Source organism: Devosia sp., assembly GCF_030689745.1.
In the GTDB taxonomy this organism is placed as follows: domain Bacteria; phylum Pseudomonadota; class Alphaproteobacteria; order Rhizobiales; family Devosiaceae; genus Devosia; species Devosia alba.
Genome location: NZ_JAUYGL010000227.1, coordinates 1 through 3,116 on the forward strand (window position 1 = coordinate 1; position 3,116 = coordinate 3,116).

A 3,116-nucleotide genomic window follows, 5' to 3' on the forward strand; every position below is an offset into this window, starting at 1 on the left:
CGTAGGTTGAACTATTGATTGCCGTATATTAAACTTGTTCATCGCAAGTTGGAGAACGATCAAATGCGCCTGCTGCAATCGCTGAACCGGGGCCTCGAAACCCTCGACTACCTGACCCAACAGTCCGAGCCCTCCCGCCTGACCGACATCGCCACCCACCTCAACGTCGACAAATCCAACGCCTCCCACCTGCTGCGCACGCTGGTCGCGGCAGGATATGCCGAGCAGACCGACGGCCGCCGCTACAGCGCCACCACCAAGGTGCAGCCGCGCCGGGGGCACGACCTGGAAGACATCATCGAATGCCGCGAATCCTTGCACGATACGCTGGTCGAGCTGGTGCAGGTGACCAATGAATGCGCGCATATGGCCGTGCAGGTCGGGACGCGCGTCTGGTATGTGGACAAGGTGGCCTCGCCCCTGCCGCTCAAGGTCGACCACCCGATCGGGTCGCTCGCGCCGCTGCACTGCACGGCCCTGGGCAAGGCCTTCCTGGCCTTCGGCAGCGCCAGCGATTGCGGGCGACTCGAAGTGTTCACCCCCAAAACCATTACCCGGCAGCCAGCGCTGGAGGCCGAAATCGAGGCCTCGCGCCGGCGCGGCTATGCGCAGGATGACGAGGAATTCTCCTCCGGCATTCGCTGCGCCGCCGTCCCGGTCTTCACCGCCTCGGGCGAGATGATCGCGGCTATCGGCGTCTCTGGCCCGACGGCGCGCATCAGCATGGAACGGCTGACCGAGCTGGGCGCGCTTCTCATCAATTACAGCAGCACTTTATCCAATTGGAGCAAGGCATGACCTTCGACACTGTCCGTGTGGGCATTATCGGCACGGGCCGCATCTCAGACCTGCACGCCATCGAGTACCTGGCCAACCCGCATGCCCGGATCGTGGCCCTGTGCGACAACGACATCGCCACAGCGCGCGGCCGGGCGCTCGCCTGGGGCGTCGGGGATGCGCGTATCACCGACGACTACCGGTCGGTGCTGGCCGATCCCAATGTGGACCTGGTCGAGATCCTGCTGCCGCATCACCTGCATCTGGAGGTGGCGCTGGCGGCCATTGCGGCCGGCAAGGCCGTGTCGCTGCAAAAGCCGATGACGCTCGACCTCGCCCAGGCCGACACGCTGGTCGCCGCCGCCGAGGCATCAAGCAAGCCGTTCAAGGTGTTCGAGAACTTCATCTTCTACCCGCCGGTGATCAAGGCCAAGGCGCTCATCGAGCAGGGTGCCATCGGCGAGCCTCTGACCATAAGGCTGAAAAGCAATCCCGGCGCCAGCAAGACGGCGTGGAAGGTCCCGCCCCGCGCCGAGGTCTGGCGGCAGGACAAGGGACAGGCCGGCGGCGGCCCGCTGGTCTTTGACGACGGGCACCACAAGTTTGCCCTGGCCTGGCATTTCATGGGCAATCCGGACATGGTGCATGCCTTCATCGGCGAGACGGTATCGCCGAGCGGCTTCGTGTTCGACGCCCCGGCCATGGTCTCGTTCCGCTTCCCCGGCAACCGGATGGGCAATCTCGAAGTGGTCTATTCGCCCGAACTCGAGATCATCACCCGCCACTATGCTCAGGACGACCGGATCGAGATCACCGGCAGCAAGGGCGTCATCTGGATCAATTGCGGCCATGGGCGCCTCGGCGATCCGCCGCCGCTGGCGCTGTACCGCGACGGGTCGGTGCAGACCTTCCACAATCTCGAGACCGGCTGGGAAGCCAGCTTCGTCCACTCCACCCGCGCCTATATCGAGGCGCTGCGCCATGGCACGGCGCCCAAGCTGAGCGCGCGGGAGGGCCGTACCATCCTGCGTTTCGCCCTCGCCGCCGAGGAGTCTGCCCGCAGCGGACGCGCCGTCAGCCTCGATCCGGCGGGCTGAGCCATGCACCAGGGAAACGCACCGTCATCGGCGACGGCCATCGAGAGCCGGGCCGCCGCCATTGCTGCCGCGGGCGGGGTGGAAGCGGCCATTGCCTCGGGTGGACTGGCCGGCCTCGTCACGCTGTCCTGCTGCGAAGCGCTGCTGCTGGGCCTGATGCGCCAGGGGGTCAGCAAGTTCTTCGCCATTTTCGGTCACGGCTCCACTGCTCTGGCCGAGACCCTGCGCGTCTATGAGGCGCATGGGCTGGTGCGCACCTGGCAGTTCCGCAACGAGGTGGAAATGGCCCATGCCGCGACCGCCTTGCGCTGGACCTATGGTGAGACCTGCGCCGTCATCACCTCGATCGGCCCCGGCGCGCTGCAAGCTATGGCGGCATCGCTCGCGGCAAGCTCGAACGGCATCGGCGTCTACCACATCTATGGCGACGAGACGACGCATGGCGAGGGCTACAACATGCAGCAGGTGCCCAAGCGGGAACAGGGCATCTATGGCCAGCTCACCGCGCTGATGGGTCGATCCTATACACTTCATACGCCCGAGGCGCTGCGCGAAGCGCTGCGGCAGGGGGCCGCCACCGTCTTTCACCCCACTCATGCCGGCCCGTTCTACCTGCTGACCCCGATCAACGTGCAGCCTCAGGCGGTAACGCTGCGGATCGACGCCCTGCCGCGCCGCGCCGAGCTGGCGCCCCAGGTTCCGGCCGACGATGCCGCGCTCGAGCGGGCGGTCGGCATCATCCTCAGCCACCGGCGCATTGCCATCAAGGCCGGCGGTGGCACCCGCCGCTTCGCCGACCAGCTGCGCCGGCTGGCCGAACTGTCCGGCGCCGTCGTGCTGCTCAGCCCGGGATCGATCGGTGTGCTACCCGACGCACATCCGCAGAACCTGCATGTTGCCGGCAGCAAGGGCTCGATGAGCGGCAATTACGGCATGGAACATGCCGAACTGCTGATTGTCGCGGGCTCGCGCGCCGTTTGCCAGAGCGACTGCTCGGGCATCGGCTATCCCAAGGTGCGCCAGGTCATCAACATCAATGCCGATGCCGACGACGTGCAGCACTACAACCAGAGCCTGCCCCTGTTCGGCGATATCGGCGCCATCCTCGACCGGCTCAACGCCCGGCTGGAGGCGCGCCACGCAGCAGCCGAGCCGGACCGGCAGGCCTGGCTCGCCGAGTGCCTGGCGCAGAAGCGGAACTGGCAGGCCTTCAAGCAGGACAGGTACGACGCGCCGCCCCTC

The 3,116-nt window shown here is 66.5% G+C and carries 3 protein-coding genes; all 3 read left to right on the plus strand.

The genetic code is table 11. From position 1 onward, the window contains the following. Nucleotides 1-63 precede the first annotated feature (63 nt). Nucleotides 64-798, plus strand: coding sequence for an IclR family transcriptional regulator (locus Q8O80_RS19920; protein ID WP_305582576.1), 735 nt, complete (start codon nt 64-66; stop codon nt 796-798). Continuing rightward, nucleotides 795-1,874 carry a Gfo/Idh/MocA family protein gene (locus Q8O80_RS19925; protein WP_305582578.1) on the plus strand — a complete coding sequence of 360 codons (1,080 nt, stop codon included), beginning with the start codon at nt 795-797 and terminating at the stop codon, nt 1,872-1,874. The genes Q8O80_RS19920 and Q8O80_RS19925 overlap by 4 nt, the downstream gene beginning before the upstream one ends. A 3-nt stretch (nt 1,875-1,877) precedes the next feature. Continuing rightward, on the plus strand, nt 1,878-3,116 hold a 1,239-nt coding region (locus Q8O80_RS19930), incomplete at its 3' end, for a thiamine pyrophosphate-binding protein (protein ID WP_305582580.1).